Raw genomic sequence first — 17,314 nt, 5'->3', positions numbered from 1 at the left:
TCTCCGTGAGTAGGCTACGTTCTAACGTACTTTGCACTTAAATTACGTTTTTGGTATCTGTGGATTAAGCTTATTAACATTACTTTTACACATTTAACGTTATATTTTCTCGATTATTATTTGTAACTTTTTGAAAAATATAGCGTTTACGTTTTAAGGTAAAAGGTAAACGTTTACCTTAAGTTCAATACTAGCACAAAATGACAATGTAATTACAATGTTATAAAAAATTTTTTTGTATAAAAAAAGTGCGGTATATAACCGCACTTTATTAACAATAGGAAAAATAAGGGGAATTTAAGCGTCATTAACTGCAGCGGATACGTTCTACGGCTGCTTTCCAACCTTCATAGGCCTGATCGCGCTCCGACTTCGACAGTCTTGGAGTGAAAACGCTATCACTCTTCCAGCAGTGGGTTAAATCGTCAATTGAATTAAAGACACCAGCCTGTAATCCTGCTAGGAAAGCTGCACCTAGCGCAGTAGTCTCTGTAATTTCAGGACGTTCTACTTCAGCCCCTAAAATATCCGACAGAAAGCCCATGACCCAGTCGTTGCGTGACATGCCACCGTCTACACGTATATTTGTAGGGCGAGCGCCGTCGCTTTCCATCGCTTTTTGAAGGTCTTTGGTTTGATAACAAACCGATTGCAGGCCTGCTGCAACGATCTCGCTTATCCCTGTATCACGGGTTAGCCCTAAAATGGCGCCACGAGCATCAGGATCCCAATAAGGCGCGCCTAACCCGGTAAATGCGGGAACTAAAAACACACCGTTATCTTGTCTAGCGCGCTGCGCTAAAGCTTCTGATTCTGCAGCATCATCAATAAGCTTTAAGCCATCCCGTAGCCACTGAACGGTGGCGCCAGCCATGAAAATACTACCTTCAAGTGCATAGGTAGTTTTCCCTTCGAGGCGGTAACCCACTGTTGTCAGTAATCGGTTTTTCGATTGAAGCGGGGCGTCGCCTGTATTAAGGATCATGAAGCAACCCGTGCCATATGTACTCTTCGCCATGCCTTTTTCGAAGCAAGCCTGACCAACCAAGGCGGCTTGTTGATCACCAGCTACACCCTGAATAGGAATCGCTTTTCCGATGATGTCTTCTTTAATAACTCCGAAATCTGCTGCACAGTCCATAACTTCCGGCAGCATTGAAGCTGGAATTTTAAATTTATCGAGTAGCTTTTCATCCCAACACTGGTTATGAATATCAAACAACATGGTTCGAGACGCATTGGTGGCATCAGTTTTATGTGATTCACCGCCCGTTAAGCGCCAAATCAAATACGCATCCACAGTACCAAATAGAAGCTCGCCATTTTCAGCCTTCTCTCGTGCGCCTTCGACGTTATCTAGTATCCATGCGACTTTGGTCGCTGAAAAGTAAGGGTCGAGTAAAAGTCCTGTTGTCTCAGTTATGTACGAAACAAATTCTTCGTCTTCGCTAAAATCTCGGCAATATTGCGCTGTGCGTCTGTCTTGCCACACAATAGCGGGGTAGATGGGCTTTCCGGATTGCTTGTCCCAAACTAGCGTGGTTTCGCGCTGATTTGTGATACCAATGGCGGCGATGTCTGATGGCGCGACACTACATTTGTTAAACACTTCCTTCAGGGTAGCGACAACGCTTTCCCAAATTTCCTCAGGGTCATGTTCTACCCAACCATCCTTAGGGTATTTTTGCGAAAACTCTTGTTGAGCAATAGCTTCTATACTGCCTTTCGGAGAAAAAATAATGCTGCGAGAGCTTGTTGTGCCTTGGTCAATGGCAAGAATATGTTGTCCCATAAGGTCACTCCTGAAGATGATTTTTCATAGAGTTTGCATCATTTACAGATGTTTAACAATGCTATATTTTCGAAAACGAACATTTGATTTTCGTTTTATCGCGTGAAGTTTGTTTTTAAGCACGTATAATTATTGTCGATTTTACTTCTGAGGATGTGTGATGAACCAAACGCAAAGGCACGAAAAAATTGTTGGGCTAATTAAGCAACATGGTTTTATGTCTATTGATGATTTGGTTAGTGCTTGTGAAGTGACGCCACAGACCATTAGAAGAGATTTAAATCAACTGGCTGAAAACGGTGTAGTCAGTCGCTACCACGGTGGGGCTGGCTTAAATAGAAGTTGGGAAAACACGCCTTACCAAGAACGTAAAACGCAAAACAGTGAAGTAAAAGAGAAAATTGCAGAGGCTGTGGCAGCCATGATCCCTGATGGTGCGTCTTTGTTTATTAATATTGGTACCACGACCGAGCTTATTGCCACCAAACTGCTCAACCACAAAAATCTCCACGTAGTAACAAACAACATCCATGTTGCGACAATCTTATCTGCTAAAGAAGACTTCTCGGTGATTATCGCCGCTGGTGAAGTACGCTATCGCGACGGCGGAATTATTGGCGAAGCAACCTGTGATTTCATTAGTCAGTTTCGAATGGATTACGGCATTATCGGTATAAGCGGTATAAGCTCAGACGGTGCATTGCTTGACTTCGACTTTAGGGAAGTGAAAGTCTCACAAGCTATTTTAGAACATACCCAGCACGTTATTCTTGCGGCCGACTATAGCAAATTCGAGCGTCGCGCTATGGTTGAACAGGGCCATATTTCACAAGTAGATTGCTTGGTTTGTGATAAGACACCACCGCCAAGCATAGTAAAAATTATAAAAGAAAATAACATTACATTTGTAAAAGCATAGCTATCAGTAGTCTTACTCGTTTATTGTCACAATCACAGGTCTGTCATAATTATGGACTAGCCTTATCTTGTCGATGATATTGCGCGTTGCTTCATCGCTGATTATTCCTTGCACATGATTTTGTGTTGATTCGCTTGGCTATTTATATTCTCAAATATGCGAGTCAATGCATGTAGATTTGCTGAGCCCTTCATTCTTTCTCTGCGTTATTTACCAACAAATTAACACATAATTGGGTTTCTTTAACTTTCCTTAATGTTCGATAATGTTCGTTTTGTGTTGACATGTTTTCTTTTTGGTTGTCAAATAGCCAACAATTAGATAAAGCAAATGTGAATACGAGCAGGGGCGAACTATGAGTCACAGCAATGAATCTGAAAAAACAGTCGACGTTTTAGTTGTTGGCGGCGGCGTTAACGGTGTTGGCGTAGCGCTAGACGCTGCAGGGCGTGGGCTTTCAGTAGCATTATGTGAAAAAGGTGACCTTGCTGGCGCTACATCTTCATCAAGCAGTAAGCTTATTCATGGCGGCCTTAGATATCTAGAACATTACGAGTTCCGTTTAGTAAAAGAAGCATTGGCGGAACGGGAAGTACTCCTTCAAAAAGCCCCTCATATCATGTGGCCCTTGAGGTTTCGCTTGCCGCATCAAAAGCATTTGCGCCCAGCCTGGATGATTCGAATTGGATTGTTCCTTTACGATTCATTGGCGAAACGCAACATGCTACCTCGCTCACGGAAGCTGTCGACAACAAGCGAAAGTCCGTTGGTTAACGATATTACAACCTGCTTTGAGTACTCTGATGGGTGGGTGGATGATGCACGCTTAGTAGTATTGAACGCACTGGCCGCACAAGATCAAGGCGCACAAATTTACACCCGCACTGAATGCGTTAAAGCTGAAAAGCAAGATGATCTGTGGAGTGTTGAGCTTAAAACGGCAAAAGGGAAAACGTTTACAGTAAAAGCGAAGTCTATTGTCAATGCTGCAGGCCCGTGGGCGGTATCCTTCTTAGATCGTTTAGTAAATGTTAACAACCCAAATGCAATGCGTATGGTGAAAGGAAGTCACTTTATTGTTCCTAAACTTTACGATACTGATGAAGCCTACATACTGCAAAACAAAGACGGGCGCATTGTTTTCGTTATCCCATATGAAGGTGATTTCTCGCTGGTAGGCACTACTGATGAAGACTTTAAAGGTAATCCATCAGATGCTGCTATCTCGGATGAAGAGACCGAATATCTAATAGATGTAGTAAACACATATTTTAAATCAAAAATTACCCGAAGCGATATCGTTCATTCTTACAGTGGCGTTAGACCTTTGTTGGAAGAAAAGAATGCTTCTGCTCAGGAGTTAACGCGAGACTATAAAGTTGAGCTGAAAGGTGAAACAGGCAAGCCTGTGCTGCTCAATATTTTTGGAGGGAAAATAACGACCTACAGAAAATTAGCTGAGCATGCGGTAGACAGACTGACTACATGTTTCCCTAAAGCTAAGAAAGCATGGACTAAAGATGTGCCTTTACCAGGTGGTGCATTCGAAAGCCAAGACGAGCTTGTAGATAAGTTAATTGGTGAGTTTCAGTGGTTGAACAAAAACATCGCTCAACGCTATGCGCGTCAATATGGCCTTTTAAGCTACAAATTTTTAAAAGGAAAATCGTCAATTGCTGAGATGGGAGAAGACTTTGGCGCAGGTATGTATTGCGCAGAAGTAGATTATCTAATCGAGAGTGAATGGGCATGTACGCTGGAAGATGTTATTTGGCGCAGAACTAAGCATGGGTTGCGTTTAAACAAAGCGCAACAAGAGGTGCTATCGCAATACATCGAACAAAAAGCGCACTCCCTTCACGGCGAGCAGCAAACTATTGACCCAGTATTGGCGAGTGCGTAACTTTGCTAACTCGTTTCAGTATGTGCAAAGGGCGTTGCGTTTAAACTAACGCCCTATGTTTTTGTATATTCCCGCTATATGAAGTAAATAACGATTCACATAGCCCATTACGCTTGCGAAATAGTTAGATTTAATTAAATGGACTTAGTATGAATACGGATGTCATGAAAGGAAGCGCGATGAAAGAAGTAGTTTTCATACGCCACGGAAAGCCACTTTCAGCCCACAATGAGAAAGTGAATGCCGCCGAATATGCAAGCTGGGTGCGGAACTACAATAAATCTTCCCTAGACCCAGCCAGTCAACCCAAGCAAAAAATAGATATAACCGGTAGCTATATCGCCGTCAGCCCACTTTTAAGAGCAAAGTTAACAGCTGCTCAGTATGGCGTAACTTCAATTGATGAAGAGTTACCGGAACTGAGAGAAATGGATATACCTTATTACAAGCTGCCTTTCATCTTACGCAGTTGGCATTGGGTTTTGCTAAGCCGCGCCCTCTGGTTTATGGGAACTAAAGGACGCTTTGAGAGTTTTAAATTTGCTAAAAAGCGAGTTGAAAAGCTTTCCCTGCATATCGATAAACTCAGCGAAAAACATCCTAAAGTGGTTCTGTTTGGACATGGTATGACTAACTTCTATACGCGAAAAGCGCTCATAAAAAATGGGTGGCAGCTGAAGCAAAAAGACAGTGATTTCTGGGGTATCACTATTCTGCAAAAAGCCATTAACGCTAATCATTGATACTTTTAAATGAGCTAGGCTTGAGGGTTCGTTTAATTATCTATGCGAACTAGTATTACTTCATATTTTATTCAAAATGCCGATAAACTATCGACATAGCGAGGTCGTTTTTCGCTTGCGATAGCCGATTTATGTCTTGCATATCGTGATGAACACCGAGGGTAAACAAGGTTTGTTACCTCGGTGATAAGCTGAGAATCCAAAAATGAATAAAAATAAAAAAGACTCCGATACCACGAAAAACGTTATAAAAGCGTCCATTGCTGTTATTTTCGCGGTAACACTGGGGGTAGCAATTAACTATTTTCACATTGGTGAAGCAGATACGACTACAGAAGCCTTTGCTGAGCGTTTAGATACTTTTAAACGGCATGTGGTTTCTTCACATTGGCAATGGCGAGTGCGTCAGCCCACTACTATGATAATGCTCATTCACTATGATGACGCGGGTAGTGAAATAAACCGAACGCCAGTTCGTATGAATCACAATGGATGGCCAACAGCTAATATGTCGGATGCTGGATGTGAGAAAATTTGGTCATCAGTAGTGGCATCTCCACTCCGTGTAGATGGGTTTAAAGTACATGCAAGATACTACGCCGAGCTTGAAGCAAATGAAGATAACTACTGGTGTCGCTTTAGCTTGAGTAAAGGTACCTACTTTGACTATTACCCAGCAAGCGGGTCGGTAACCGCCTTAGAAGACTAATAAGGTCTTCATATCTATACATATTAATATAAATGTTCTGCTATATAGGTATTTGGTTTATTTAGATAATTAGTCTACTTTTGAGTTAGCGCCATGTCACAAATTGACACCTTAAGGTATTGTTGAAAATAAGATAATACTCGACACTAACGAATTAAGTAGGCATATGCTATCTAGCTTATTCTCTTCGAAAAAGAACAGTGCAAAGCTCACCGTAGGTGTGTCTGTGAGTGCGACTGAGTTACATGTTACCGCGATTAATTTTGGGGGTACTGATCATGTGCTTAGCTCAGTTGCGTCCGTTCCTTTCGATAATCGAAAACCACTTGAGACACAATTAAGTGATGCATTGCGTGATTTCGATAAGGAAACGTGCCGAGTATCTGTCGTACTTCCACAAGAAATGTACCATATGGTACAGGTCGATAAACCCGAGTTACCTGAAGAAGACATTACAACGGCGCTACCTTGGACTCTTGGCGAGTTAGTTCCTTTTGACTCTAGCAATATTGTTTTGGACTACATCGACTATCCGGTCCAAACTCGATCCGGCGGTAAAAAAATCGATGTGTTCGCTGCCGATAAATCCTCGCTTTCTGCGCTTGTACAAAGATTATCTAAAAAGAAAGAGGTAAAACTCACTCATATCCACGCCAAAGAGGTGCTGGCGACAGAAATGGTGCCTGATGATGATTATGCGCGTTTGCTTATTATTCAAGAGCCTGATAGCGAACCATTTTTGATGATTGTTCGTTCGCGTGCTATTTGGCTATCGCGACGTTTAAGGGGCTTTGTTAAGAAATCCGCCGGCCAAGAAGACCTCGTTCAGTTGAGCGACATGCTTGGATTAGAAATACAGCGATCGATGGATTTTTATGAGTCACAGCTAAAACAGCCACCGCTAAAAGAAATCTTGTTCAGAACACAGTTTGATTGCGAGCCTGTAATAGAGCGCTTGAAGCCATTTCAGCCTGCGGCTATGAAAAAATTTATTCCGGTGCTTGAGTTAGCTGATGTTGTTGAACCCGCTTGTCATTTTGCTTTAGCTAGCGCGCTTGTCGCAGCGAGGGATGAACAGTGAAGCGCACAATAAACCTTTACCACCCTTCGCTTAAACCTCAAAAAGAGCGCTTACCCTTATCAAAGGTAGTTTGGGTAAACGGCGTAGCATTTGCACTAATGCTAATTGCTGCTATGGCCTTTAACGTGTTGCTAAACGCAAAGCAAGAAGAAATAGAACAGATGTCAGCATCGACACGCCAAATCAACGACGAGATTAAAACACTCAATGATGCCCTAGAGAAAAAGCGAGATACCAAAGCGCTACAACAGCAACTTGAGCAAGTGAATGCCAAGATTCAAAACAGAAAGCAACTGCTTGCTTATTTAAAAAGCGGAGAGCTGTCTTTTGATGCAACTAAGTATGGTGAAGTGATGGATGACCTTGCGGACTATCACAACCAGAATCTATGGCTTACCAGCATAAATATAGACACCCAAAAAATTCGCCTGTCAGGACAAACAATCGCACCCTCGTCTATTCCTGTTTGGCTAAAGAATTTACAGCAGTCTCCTTTCTTCCAAGGGAAGTCATTTTCGTCAGTGAAGTTCGACGAAGTAGATGGTGCTGAAAATGTGAAGCAATTTTTAATATCCACCGATTTTGAGGGAGACGCTGATGAGTCAGTATCAACAGCTCTCTGATAAGTTTTCTGCGCTTGAAAACAGAGAAAAGCAGCTAATTTTGTGGGTGAGCTTTGGCCTTATCGTTTATTTGTTCTTTTGGTTCGGCATATCACCAGCGCTGGAAGACATGTCTGCCGCTGACAAAACAGCTACTCGAAAAGAAAGTGAATATAAGGCGCTAGTCATTCAACGTGATGCTATTCAAAAAGCACTGTCTGTCGATTACACACAACGTATGCAGCAAGAATTAGATAGCGCGAGACAAGCGCTACTGAGCGTTGATGAGGCGCTACTTTCATTGAACGAAGGTTTTGTGGCGGCTGACAGAATGCCTGAGCTACTGATGACGTTGTTAAACGAAGAAAATAATGTGAGTTTGGTTAATTTTAACGTTGAACCTACTCAAACCATTCGTTTTGGCGAAGGTGATTCCCAAAGTACAGCTTTTTATCGTCACAATATGCGCCTAGTGATTGAGGGAGGTTACTTTGATTTACGCAGTTACCTAGCGCGTCTGCAAGCAGCACCCGAGAAAGTCATAGTGACTGACTTCGCTTATAACGTCGGTGAATACCCCAACGCATCACTGACGCTTGGGTTAGCGACAGTAAGCAATAACGCTACCTTTATTTCGCTTTAGGAGTCTAGGTGAAGATAATGAAATACTTTGTATTTAGTTTGTTGGTATTAGGTAGTGTTTTCCAGCCTACAATAGCTGCCGTAGACCCAACTAAACCTGCCTTGTTCAAGGGGGCGAGTGTAAAGGAAAGCGGCCTTTTAGATGGTGAATTGGCACTGCAGTCAATTTTTAAACGCAGTTCAGGGTATAGCGCGATTATCTCTGGCAAATCTTATCGAGAGGGTGACACGCTCAACGAGTTCATAGTGTCCAAAATAAACCCTAAACACGTGGTTATCACTGACGGTCGTCAGCAAAAAATACTAAGAATGTATGCATATGAAATTAAAAAATAGCGTTATTTCTAGCGCACTTGTCCTAGCTGCGGCGCTTGTTATTGCTGGTTGTCAAACCTATGGTGTGGGCGAGGAAGTTAAGCCGCATATCCGTGATGAGTTAAATCGCTCGAAAAATATACCGGCTACCAAACCTGCGCCTCCGCTGCAGTTAAACCAAGAACTATTGTCAGAAGTGGCTCGCTATCAGTCGCTACCAGCCCCTACGTCTCAGAAAATGTTTGCCGTATCGGCCAATAATGTGGATGTTCGCCCTTTCTTCGATGCGCTAGTGGAAGATACGCCATATAGCGTGGCTGTGCATCCAGCGGTGTCAGGTCAAATCAGCCTAACGCTTAAAGACGTAGCCCTTGATGATGTGCTTACGATTATTTCTAGAATGTATCCGCTGGATGTATTTTTAGAAGGCAAAGTCATCCAGGTGATGCCGTCGCAGTTAAAGACAGAATCTATCCCGGTTAACTTCCTAATGATCAAGCGTTTTGGTGTATCGAACGTGAGCGTAATTGCGGGCGGTGTTAGCGAGCAGGACCAAAATAACGGCGGTAACAACGGCGGTATTAACGGCAACAATAACATCAGCGGTAACGCTCTGGGTGGTCAAGGCGGTTTTGGTGGTCAAGGTGGTCTTGGCGGCAACAATATCCAACAGCTTAATGGCTCAAACATTCAAACCACCAGTGAAAACGATTTTTGGAGTGACTTAAAAGAGGCTTTGAAGGTACTAGTATCGCCCACAGAAGGCCGTCAGGTTGTGGTCTCGCCGCAAGCGGGCTTGGTAACGGTTCGCGCGCTACCAAGCGAAATTGCCGTGGTGAAAGATTTTCTAAATCAAAGCCAAGAAAGCCTGCAACGCCAGGTAGTTCTAGAAGCTCGCATTATTGAAGTCACGCTCAATGACGGTTATCAACAAGGCGTAAGATGGGACCGAATAGCAAGTGGTTTAACGGGTAGCGTTAATTTCGGCCTTAGTGGCGGCGCACTTGCTTCTAATTTTGCCGCAAACACCGCAGCTGGTATAGACCCGGCTATTAATGCAGTAAATGCAATTGGCAATACGATCTCTACCGATATCGGGGGGGTATCAACGTTGCGCATATCCCGAGGCGACTTTGATGGCGTTATTAATATGCTTCAAACACAGGGTGACGTACAAATGCTTAGTAACCCGCGCGTAACGGTTACTAACAACCAGAAGGCGGTTATTAAAGTAGGGCAAGATGAGTACTTCGTTACTGATGTGTCGACCAGTGAAGATCAGAGTGCTACCCAGACTGAAAACGAAAACGATATCGAACTAACCCCCTTCTTCTCTGGCATTGCTTTGGACGTAACACCTCAAATAGACAAAAGTGGTTCTGTGATACTGCATGTTCACCCGTCTGTAACCGAAACGGCGGAACAGACAAAGGTTATTCAAGTAGGTGATCAACAAATATTGTTACCGCTTGCAAAAAGTAATATTCGTGAGTCTGACACCGTGATCCGTGCCCGCGACGGTGAAATTGTGGTGATAGGCGGTTTAATGGAAACGGTTACCAGCGAACAAGAATCCAAAACTCCGTTATTAGGCGATATACCTATTATCGGTAATGCGTTTAAGAACAAAGCGAAAACCCAGAGCAAGCGCGAACTAGTCATCCTTATTCGCCCTTCTGTGGTGCAGCCTGATACGTGGGAAAAGCAACGCCTTCGCACTCAGTCTCTACTTGACCAATGGTATAGAAACTAATTATGTACCAAGGCTTTTATCACTTCACAGAAATGCCGTTTTCGCTTACGCCGAATACGGATTTCTTTTGTGCGCTAGCGCCACATAACGAAGCGTTAAAAGTGATATTGTCTGCGCTAAGTATGTCTGAAGGCTTTATCAAAGTTACAGGCGAGGTGGGTACAGGCAAAACCCTTTTGTGCCGCAAACTGATAAACCATCTTTCCGATAAGTTTGTCGCCTGTTATCTGCCAAACCCATACCTGACGCCCGACGAGTTGCGTATAGCATTTGCCAATGAGTTAGGTATCGATACCGGTAAAGACACCGTGCCGCAGCAGGGGTTGCACAGTGCTATCGAAAATAAGCTTCTAACGCTGAAAAAGGAAGGGCGCCAAGCGGTACTGATCATCGATGAAGCGCAGTCGCTAAGCTGGGATGCGCTTGAAATGCTGCGCTTGTTTAGCAACTTAGAAACAGAAAAAAGCAAGCTACTTCAAATTGTCCTGTTCGGGCAGCCCGAATTAGACGCTAACTTATCAAATCCAAAAGTTAGACAAATCCGTCAGCGTATTAGTTTTTCGTATACGCTACGCACTATGACCTCGGCAGAAGTGGACTATTACATAGGGCACAGACTAACTACTGCCGGGGGCAGCGAGCAGTTAATCTCAAAAGGTTTACGTGCATTTATTGCACTAGTAACCCGTGGAACTCCGCGGTTAGTCAACATCGTTTGCCACAAAATTTTGCTTCGTGCTTACGGTCAGGGTAAGGAATCAGCAAATTGGCAACATACAGTAAATGCGGTGTTTGATACCGATGACTGTAAGCGTCGATTGGTACCCAGACAAAGTGTCGTTATTTTATCTATCGCGGTGCTTGCTGTAGCGAGCGTGCTTCATTTTTACGGATCGCCAGGTTTATGAGCATTTTAAATGACACGCTAAAATCGCTTGATGAAAGAAATCAAAGTGAAGACTTCGGGTTGCCGCCTACGGTTCAAGTAGTAAGTCGCCCACTGTGGCCTAAAATGCTGATTGGTTTAATCGCACTAGGGCTTATTGGATGGTTTTTGTTTAGTGCACTTGTAGATAGCTATGACAGCAGTGAATTGGTGGTAGCCGATAGAGCAAAAGTCGTTGTACAAAATGATACACCAAGCACCGAAACGAACTTATCAAAAGAGCCTACTTCATTAGTTCAATCAGCCAATGAAAGAGCCGGAGTACAAAGTGAAAATGGCGACTCGGTTCTGCTTGAGGGGATGCAGTCTACACCATTATCAGAGCAAGATATGGCCAATCAAGAAGTGCCCTCTGATGTGGCCGAATTAGTCTTTAATAGCGTTGATGAAACGGCAGCTGATGATGAGGCTGAGTATCGTCAACAAACACAAGAGAACAATACGTCAAATTCACGTCAAAATACAGAATCACAGGCTGTTGAAAGCGCAGTTTCAAACTCAGCCTCTAAGGTCAAAACGCTGCAAGCGCAAACCATTGAAAGCGAGCGGGCTCGTACTGTAGAAGAGGCTTCGCCGGTTTCAATGCAGAGTAAGAAACAGCAGCAAACTACCAGTAAAACAAGTGACGGAATAAAAGAGGCGTCATCGAGTAGCATAATTTCACGTAAGCCCGCGGTGGAAGTCGCGCCTAAATCACCTCAGCAGCAAAGTAGTGCTCATCTGGAAGCTGGACTGAAAGCCTACAACTTTGGCATGCTCGAAGGCGCACAAAAGAACTTCACTCTTGCGTTGTCTACTTACCCACAAAACATCGAGGCTCGCAAACAACTCGCGGGGCTTTATTTTGGGCAGAACAACAATTTACAGGCACTACAAGTGCTATCCGAAGGGGTCATGCTGTCCCCAGAGTCTTTAGTGTGGCGTGAACTAATGGCCAAAATTTTAGTGCAAGAAAGCCGTTTTGAAGAAGTACTGAACCTGATGCCTGATAGCTTAGATGCAAAAGCACTGGCTGAGAAACGTGTCGATTATCTGATACTAAAGGGGACCTCTGCACAAACGATAAACAAACCAGAGCAAGCTATCTCGGCGTTCAGTGCCATGACCTCACTACAACCAAATAACGCTAAATGGTGGCTGGCACTCGGGGTCAACTATGATGCATTGGAAGACAAGCGCTTGGCCATTTCTTCATATTCAAGAGCCCTTGCAATAGGCGGGCTTTCTTCAACGTCATTGCAATATGCCAGTGCCCGCCTAACCGATTTACAGGAGCAACCTTAATGCGTCCTCGATTAAAGATGCGCCTCGGCGATTTATTAGTTCATGAAAACATTATCAGCAGTGAACAGCTTGATAATGCGCTATCAGCACAGCGTTCATCTGGGCGCAAACTCGGTGATACGCTTATCGATCTAGGTTATATCAGCGAGCCTCAACTCCTTCGCTTTCTTGCTCAGCAGCTCAATATTCCTTTTTTAGATATTACCCAGCGCCGAATTGACCCTGAACAAGCGCAACTTATTCCAGAAACTTATGCAAGGCGTTATCGCGCGCTAGTACTTGAAGCTGATGACGATGAAGTGCTAATTGGAATGAGTGACCCCACTGACTTAGGTGGTCTTGATCAGTTAGGGCCCCTAGTGGCGCCCCGTAATATTGAGCTGGCAATAGTTCAAGAAAATCAAATGTTAGAAGCGTTTGATTCGGTTTATCGTCGCACCCAAGATATAGCGTCATTTGCAGAAAAACTAGGTGAAGAATACGCCGATGAAACTGACTTTGAATTGTCTGCTCTCGACGATACCACTTCAGATGCCACAGTAGTAAAGCTACTCCACTCTATTTTTGAAGATGCAGTACAGGTGCGAGCATCTGACATTCATATTGAGCCAGATGAAAATATTTTGCGCATCAGGCAGCGTGTAGACGGTGTATTGCAAGAAAACACGCTAAACCAGGTAAAAATTGCCTCGGCACTAGTGCTCAGGCTAAAGCTTATGTCAGGCTTGGACATATCAGAAAAGCGCATTCCCCAAGATGGGCGTTTTAATATAAAAGTGAAAGGCCACACCCTTGATGTGCGTGTGTCTACTATGCCTGTTGCTAACGGTGAAGCGGTGGTTATGCGTTTGTTGGACCAATCGGCCGGCCTTTTGACGTTAGAACAAACCGGTATGCCTAATGCGATGGCTGAAAAATTTCGCGCCGCCATAAACCGACCCCACGGTATGATATTGGTAACCGGGCCTACGGGGTCAGGTAAAACCACTACCTTGTATGGCGCATTAAGCGAACTCAACAAGCCAGATTTGAAAATCATTACTGCAGAAGACCCCATTGAATATCGTTTACCTCGTATCAATCAGGTGCAAGTTAACTCAAAAATTGGTCTCGACTTCGCTGCTATTTTGCGTACTACGTTACGTCAAGACCCAGACATTATCATGGTGGGGGAGATGCGCGACCAAGAAACCGTAGAAATAGGACTCAGGGGCGCACTAACCGGTCATTTGGTATTAAGTACACTTCACACAAACGACTCGGTCACCAGTGCCATACGTCTTATCGATATGGGCGCGGCGCCCTACCTAGTTGCCACCTCACTACGTGGCGTTTTAGCGCAGCGTTTGGTACGTCGTGTGTGTGAAAACTGCAAAGAAGAGCGACCACCGAGTGCGCAAGAGCAAGCATGGGTAGGTTTTTTAAAGCCAGAGCTAGCAAACGCCGCATTTTATAAAGGACGAGGGTGCAATAGCTGTAACCATACTGGTTACAAAGGGCGTATTGGCGTGTTTGAGTTTTTAGAGATGAATGAAGACATGATGGAAGCGCTACGAGATGACAATACTCAGGGGTTTGTCGATGCCACAAAGGCAAACAAAGACTTTGTTCCTCTTTCCCACATGGCCTTGGATTATGCTGCCGAAGGGAAAACTTCATTAGATGAAGTATTCAAGGTGGCGGAGTTTGTTCCTGAGGTTGTGAATCACTAATGCCTCAGTTTACTTATGCAGGTAAATCGACTCAAGGCGGCCCTCAAAAAGGGGTTATTGAGGCAGCGTCAGCACAAGCCGCTGCGCAGGCACTGCTGTCTAAAAACATCGTGCCGATTTCCATACAAGAGACTAAAACGAGAAGTGGCGAGAAAGCTAATGATGGCTTTGCCATAGGGAGTCTCTTTGAGCCTAAAGTGGGACTGGATGAAATGATCATCTTTTCTCGCCAAATGTACTCGTTGTTAAAAGCCGGTATTCCTATTATTCGCGCAATTAAAGGGTTAAGCGAGAATGCTTCACACAAGCGCTTTCAAGAAATTTTAAAAGATATCGCTGACCAGCTTGAGCAGGGTAGAAGCCTGTCTTCCGCCATGACCAAATACGAAAAAATCTTTACCCGCCTGACTATCTCAGTCGTTGTTGTGGGAGAGAATACCGGTAAATTAGACGATGTTTTCTTGCAACTGGCGCTTTATTTCGAACGGGAACAAGAAACGCGAAAGCGCATTAAATCGGCATTGCGATATCCCACGTTTGTACTTATAGCGCTTGCTATTGCAATGTTTATTTTAAACCTTTTCGTTGTGCCTGTTTTTACTCAAATGTTTGAGCGTTTCGACACAGAACTACCCATCATGACTCGCGTGCTAATAGGCACGTCAAATTTCTTTGTTAACTATTGGTGGTTAATCTTAATCGTACTAATTGGAATAATTTTTTCGGCTAAACAATACGTTAATTCGACTAATGGACGACTTAAATGGGACAAATTTAAACTAAAGTTGCCTGTCGTGGGGAGCATTATTGAGCGATCATTACTTTCAAGATATAGCCGAAGTTTTTCTATGATCTTGCGCGCAGGTGTGCCGTTAACCGCAGGGTTATCGTTAACCGCAGATGCCGTAGATAACGCCCACATGCAGATGCGCATTAAAGAAATGCGTCAGGGCATAGAAAAGGGCGAAAGTTTGCTGAGAGTTTCGAAAAATAGCGAACTGTTTTCTACACTTGTATTGCAGATGATTGCTGTAGGAGAGGAAACAGGTCGACTTGAACCGCTTTTAGAAGAAAGCGCCGATTATTACGAACGTGAAGTGGACTTTGACCTAAAAAGCTTAACAGCCAAAATTGAGCCTATTTTGATAGGTTTTGTCGCGGTAATGGTATTGATACTGGCGCTTGGCATATTTACGCCAATGTGGAACATGATGTCGGCGGTAAAAGGCGGGTAAGTGTTCTACCTGTTCAGGTGGGGTAAAACGTGGCTAGCACTAAAGCAGGGTTGTTTAACTTTATTGTGATTGGGCTGGTGCTCGCTGTTGTGGCTGCATCTTACGTGTATCACGCTACGCCAATCATAGAAGAAGCAGAAAAAGTTAACAAAGAAAACGCTGTGGCTCAGTTTCAACGGGTTGTTATGTTGGCTAGAGCGCAATGGATAAAGACCAAGCAGTCGAAGGTTTTGATTTACGAAACTGACTTTGATGCCAGCGGTAGCGTAAAGCAGCAAAAAGAAGTCGCAGCAGAAGTATTTGTAAATGCAAAAGGTTGGCCTGAAGGACTTGAAGCTAACCAAGGCAATGCCTGTGAATACCTGTTCACGTTAGCGACATTGAGAGAATTTGATATGTCGTCTGATGTATCGGTAAGCGATAAATATGTAAATGGATATTTGCAATGTGCATTTTCTATCCAAAACAAGGTTTGGTTTGACTACCACGCGGGTAGCGGTGTGGTAAGAGAAAGAAAAAGTTAATTAAGCGTCGGAGTTATGCGCTTACTTTGTAATCTAGGAGAAGGTATGAACACGAGACAGCAAGGCTTTACGCTTATAGAGCTTATCATTGTTGTAATTATTTTGGGCTTGCTTGCGGCTACTGCGCTGCCGCGCTTTATCGATGTTACCGATGAAGCACGAGAAGCCAGTGTAGAAGGTGTAGCAGGTGGCTTTGCTGCCGCTGTTGGTCTTGTGCGTGCCCAGTGGGAAGTAGAAGGTCGCCCAAGTGGCAACAATGGTAATGGCAATGGCACAGTGGTTACTTACGACCAGACACCAGTTGGTGTTGACGGCACTATTGGCTACCCTACCGGCAGTTCCACTGGTAATACACTTATTTCTACGGTTAACAATACCGAGTGCAAAAACACATTTGACCTAATTCTACAGTCGGCGCCTACCAACACCACATCGACAAACGATACGGTTGTTGCTGACTTCAGATATGCGGTACGTTCAGATGACTCTGGTGCAAACACGCTTTGTGTTTACTATTTAGTTGAGTCTATGGGTTTACCTAATAATTCAGCACCAGCAGACGGCACGCCTGACGGTACCACATTTGACGGTTTCACCTACAACCCAGCCACTGGCCAGGTTACTGTTTTTTAATTAATACTCAGGAAGTTTGATTATGCAAAAAGTATCAACACAAAAGGGTTTCACCCTAATCGAGTTAATCATTGTTATTGTATTGCTGGGTATTCTAGCGGTAACCGCAGCACCTAAGTTTTTGAACCTTCAAGACGATGCACGTGACTCTGTATTGCAAGGTATTGCTGGTTCACTGGAGTCTGCTTCTTCTGTTGTTTATGGCAAGGCACTGATTGCAGATGCTGCAGGTACTAGTGATGCGTCTCAAGACGTTGACGTAGGTGATGCTGACGTGACTTTAGTCTTTGGATACCCAGCGGGTCAGACTGCTGGAAATATCACTGCACTACTTGATCTTCCTGATGAGTATGCTGTTTCGGCTGTTAGTACAGGTTTCGCTTTAATCTACTATACTGGATTCGGAACATACTCAGATACAGCCCCTACAGCTACAGGCTCTGCATGTACTGTAGAGTACACAAACCCGACAGCCGCAGGCGAACGTCCTGAAATCACAGTCAACACTTGCGTCCAGTAAT

17 protein-coding genes are annotated in these 17,314 nt (G+C 44.0%); 16 read left to right on the top strand and 1 reads right to left on the bottom strand.

Going from position 1 to position 17,314, the window contains the following annotated elements:
* Positions 1-307 precede the first annotated feature (307 nt).
* Positions 308-1,792, bottom strand: a complete 1,485-nt coding sequence (glpK, locus tag V7R55_RS07150) for a glycerol kinase GlpK (protein WP_334058616.1) — start codon at positions 1,790-1,792, stop codon at positions 308-310.
* 160 nt (positions 1,793-1,952) lie between these two features.
* On the opposite strand from glpK, the gene V7R55_RS07145 reads away from it, so the two are divergent.
* The 16 genes from V7R55_RS07145 (at position 1,953) to V7R55_RS07070 (ending at position 17,313) form a co-directional block, all read left to right on the top strand.
* A complete protein-coding gene (locus tag V7R55_RS07145; protein ID WP_334058614.1) occupies positions 1,953-2,711 on the top strand; it encodes a DeoR/GlpR family transcriptional regulator in 759 nt (252 codons plus the stop codon).
* 355 nt (positions 2,712-3,066) lie between these two features.
* Positions 3,067-4,614, top strand: coding sequence for a glycerol-3-phosphate dehydrogenase (gene glpD, locus V7R55_RS07140; RefSeq protein WP_334058612.1), 1,548 nt, complete (start codon positions 3,067-3,069; stop codon positions 4,612-4,614).
* 149 nt (positions 4,615-4,763) lie between these two features.
* Positions 4,764-5,357: a phosphoglycerate mutase family protein gene (locus V7R55_RS07135; RefSeq protein WP_334058610.1), complete on the top strand. Its 594-nt coding sequence runs from the start codon at positions 4,764-4,766 to the stop codon at positions 5,355-5,357.
* Positions 5,358-5,562: 205 nt separating this feature from the next.
* On the top strand, positions 5,563-6,066 hold the full coding sequence (locus V7R55_RS07130; protein WP_334058608.1) for a hypothetical protein: 504 nt from the start codon (positions 5,563-5,565) through the stop codon (positions 6,064-6,066).
* Between the two features lie 166 nt (positions 6,067-6,232).
* Positions 6,233-7,147: an agglutinin biogenesis protein MshI gene (locus V7R55_RS07125; protein WP_334058607.1), complete on the top strand. Its 915-nt coding sequence runs from the start codon at positions 6,233-6,235 to the stop codon at positions 7,145-7,147.
* Positions 7,144-7,770 carry a PilN domain-containing protein gene (locus V7R55_RS07120; protein ID WP_334058606.1) on the top strand — a complete coding sequence of 209 codons (627 nt, stop codon included), beginning with the start codon at positions 7,144-7,146 and terminating at the stop codon, positions 7,768-7,770. The genes V7R55_RS07125 and V7R55_RS07120 overlap by 4 nt, the downstream gene beginning before the upstream one ends.
* Positions 7,745-8,392 carry an agglutinin biogenesis protein MshJ gene (locus V7R55_RS07115; protein WP_334058605.1) on the top strand — a complete coding sequence of 216 codons (648 nt, stop codon included), beginning with the start codon at positions 7,745-7,747 and terminating at the stop codon, positions 8,390-8,392. The genes V7R55_RS07120 and V7R55_RS07115 overlap by 26 nt, the downstream gene beginning before the upstream one ends.
* Before the next feature lie 17 nt (positions 8,393-8,409).
* Positions 8,410-8,727, top strand: coding sequence for an agglutinin biogenesis protein MshK (locus tag V7R55_RS07110; RefSeq protein ID WP_334058603.1), 318 nt, complete (start codon positions 8,410-8,412; stop codon positions 8,725-8,727).
* Complete coding sequence (mshL, locus tag V7R55_RS07105; protein WP_334058601.1) at positions 8,711-10,459, top strand: pilus (MSHA type) biogenesis protein MshL; 1,749 nt, start codon at positions 8,711-8,713, stop codon at positions 10,457-10,459. Before V7R55_RS07110 ends, mshL begins: the two co-directional genes overlap by 17 nt.
* A gap of 2 nt (positions 10,460-10,461) precedes the next feature.
* Entirely contained in the window at positions 10,462-11,367 is a 906-nt protein-coding gene (locus V7R55_RS07100) for an ExeA family protein (protein WP_334058599.1), read from the top strand.
* Complete coding sequence (locus V7R55_RS07095) at positions 11,364-12,689, top strand: tetratricopeptide repeat protein (protein ID WP_334058597.1); 1,326 nt, start codon at positions 11,364-11,366, stop codon at positions 12,687-12,689. The genes V7R55_RS07100 and V7R55_RS07095 overlap by 4 nt, the downstream gene beginning before the upstream one ends.
* The gene (locus V7R55_RS07090; protein WP_334058595.1) at positions 12,689-14,401 is read left to right on the top strand and encodes a GspE/PulE family protein; all 1,713 of its coding nucleotides are present in this window, start codon (positions 12,689-12,691) and stop codon (positions 14,399-14,401) included. The genes V7R55_RS07095 and V7R55_RS07090 overlap by 1 nt, the downstream gene beginning before the upstream one ends.
* Positions 14,401-15,636: a type II secretion system F family protein gene (locus tag V7R55_RS07085; protein ID WP_334058593.1), complete on the top strand. Its 1,236-nt coding sequence runs from the start codon at positions 14,401-14,403 to the stop codon at positions 15,634-15,636. Before V7R55_RS07090 ends, V7R55_RS07085 begins: the two co-directional genes overlap by 1 nt.
* A gap of 29 nt (positions 15,637-15,665) precedes the next feature.
* Entirely contained in the window at positions 15,666-16,160 is a 495-nt protein-coding gene (locus V7R55_RS07080; RefSeq protein WP_334058591.1) for a hypothetical protein, read from the top strand.
* 45 nt (positions 16,161-16,205) lie between these two features.
* Positions 16,206-16,793, top strand: a complete 588-nt coding sequence (locus tag V7R55_RS07075) for a prepilin-type N-terminal cleavage/methylation domain-containing protein (RefSeq protein WP_334058589.1) — start codon at positions 16,206-16,208, stop codon at positions 16,791-16,793.
* A 22-nt stretch (positions 16,794-16,815) separates the two neighbouring features.
* Positions 16,816-17,313 (top strand): type II secretion system protein, encoded by a 498-nt coding sequence (locus tag V7R55_RS07070; RefSeq protein WP_334058587.1) that lies wholly within the window; start codon positions 16,816-16,818, stop codon positions 17,311-17,313.
* Position 17,314 lies beyond the last annotated feature (1 nt).

Origin of the sequence: Alteromonas sp. S005 (genome assembly GCF_036864475.1) — a bacterium.
GTDB lineage: Bacteria > Pseudomonadota > Gammaproteobacteria > Enterobacterales > Alteromonadaceae > Alteromonas.
This window is presented reverse-complemented; position numbering and strand designations above follow the sequence as displayed.

Bases quoted from the DNA above. Each gene is read 5' to 3' on its own strand.
- V7R55_RS07115 (WP_334058605.1), top strand. From the start codon at position 7,745: ATGAGTCAGTATCAACAGCTCTCTGATAAGTTTTCTGCGCTTGAAAAC.
- mshL (WP_334058601.1), top strand. From the start codon at position 8,711: ATGAAATTAAAAAATAGCGTTATTTCTAGCGCACTTGTCCTAGCTGCG.
- glpD (WP_334058612.1), top strand. From the start codon at position 3,067: ATGAGTCACAGCAATGAATCTGAAAAAACAGTCGACGTTTTAGTTGTT.
- V7R55_RS07075 (WP_334058589.1), top strand. From the start codon at position 16,206: ATGAACACGAGACAGCAAGGCTTTACGCTTATAGAGCTTATCATTGTT.
- V7R55_RS07100 (WP_334058599.1), top strand. From the start codon at position 10,462: ATGTACCAAGGCTTTTATCACTTCACAGAAATGCCGTTTTCGCTTACG.
- V7R55_RS07085 (WP_334058593.1), top strand. From the start codon at position 14,401: ATGCCTCAGTTTACTTATGCAGGTAAATCGACTCAAGGCGGCCCTCAA.
- V7R55_RS07145 (WP_334058614.1), top strand. From the start codon at position 1,953: ATGAACCAAACGCAAAGGCACGAAAAAATTGTTGGGCTAATTAAGCAA.
- V7R55_RS07090 (WP_334058595.1), top strand. From the start codon at position 12,689: ATGCGTCCTCGATTAAAGATGCGCCTCGGCGATTTATTAGTTCATGAA.
- V7R55_RS07125 (WP_334058607.1), top strand. From the start codon at position 6,233: ATGCTATCTAGCTTATTCTCTTCGAAAAAGAACAGTGCAAAGCTCACC.
- V7R55_RS07070 (WP_334058587.1), top strand. From the start codon at position 16,816: ATGCAAAAAGTATCAACACAAAAGGGTTTCACCCTAATCGAGTTAATC.
- V7R55_RS07095 (WP_334058597.1), top strand. From the start codon at position 11,364: ATGAGCATTTTAAATGACACGCTAAAATCGCTTGATGAAAGAAATCAA.
- V7R55_RS07130 (WP_334058608.1), top strand. From the start codon at position 5,563: ATGAATAAAAATAAAAAAGACTCCGATACCACGAAAAACGTTATAAAA.
- V7R55_RS07135 (WP_334058610.1), top strand. From the start codon at position 4,764: ATGAATACGGATGTCATGAAAGGAAGCGCGATGAAAGAAGTAGTTTTC.
- glpK (WP_334058616.1), bottom strand. From the start codon at position 1,792: ATGGGACAACATATTCTTGCCATTGACCAAGGCACAACAAGCTCTCGC.
- V7R55_RS07110 (WP_334058603.1), top strand. From the start codon at position 8,410: ATGAAATACTTTGTATTTAGTTTGTTGGTATTAGGTAGTGTTTTCCAG.